This window comes from Shewanella sp. Isolate13 (assembly GCF_022398325.1).
Lineage (GTDB): Bacteria > Pseudomonadota > Gammaproteobacteria > Enterobacterales > Shewanellaceae > Shewanella.
Window position 1 is genome coordinate 1 of sequence record NZ_JAKEVD010000079.1, and the last position, 722, is coordinate 722.

The following is a 722-nucleotide window of genomic DNA, read 5'->3' on the forward strand; positions in this document are numbered from 1 at the left end:
TAGTTGTTGAGTGTTCACACAGATATGCTTGTCGTAAAGAAAGAGCAAATTACGTTGGGTCTGTAGCTCAGCTGGTTAGAGCGCACCCCTGATAAGGGTGAGGTCGGTGGTTCAAGTCCACTCTGACCCACCAATATCTTTCCTTATCTTTGATAAGAAAGGTTTGGTAGACGTAAGTTTGTTTGACTGCATGTAAATGGGGCTATAGCTCAGCTGGGAGAGCGCCTGCCTTGCACGCAGGAGGTCTGCGGTTCGATCCCGCATAGCTCCACCATTTCTTCTCTTGTAGAAGCATGCACTGGTTAGAGATGCCAAAGATAAATGCAAAATTTATCTTTGGCTTTTTTAAGCCCGCTCTTTAAAAATTTGGAAAGCTGATAGTAATAATCGAAAGATTATTGCGAAATTAAAAATTGAGTTCTCAAAACACTTAACATTAAGTGTCTTGGMTTAMRRYTTAACGGTTTTAAGTAAAAATTCTAATTTTGGCGAAAGTAGAAACCATTAGTTGCGATACGACTGTTTTATCTACCCTGATAAAACAAACGGATAWTCTCATAGAGACTTATTTGGGTTGTATGGTTAAGTGACTAAGCGTATATGGTGGATGCCTTGGCAGTCAGAGGCGATGAAGGACGTAGTAACTTGCGAAAAGCGTTGGCGAGCTAGTAACAAGCATTTGAGCTAACGATGTCCGAATGGGGAAACCCACTAGCATAAGC

General features: G+C 41.5%; 2 tRNA genes and 1 rRNA gene. All 3 read left to right on the forward strand.

Annotated features, from left to right (window positions below):
• The first annotated feature begins 56 nt into the window (after positions 1-56).
• Positions 57-133 (forward strand) — tRNA-Ile (locus L1D44_RS21690).
• Positions 134-198: 65 nt separating this feature from the next.
• Positions 199-274 (forward strand) — tRNA-Ala (locus tag L1D44_RS21695).
• 306 nt (positions 275-580) lie between these two features.
• Positions 581-722: ribosomal RNA gene (locus L1D44_RS21700) — 23S ribosomal RNA — on the forward strand; the annotation flags it as partial.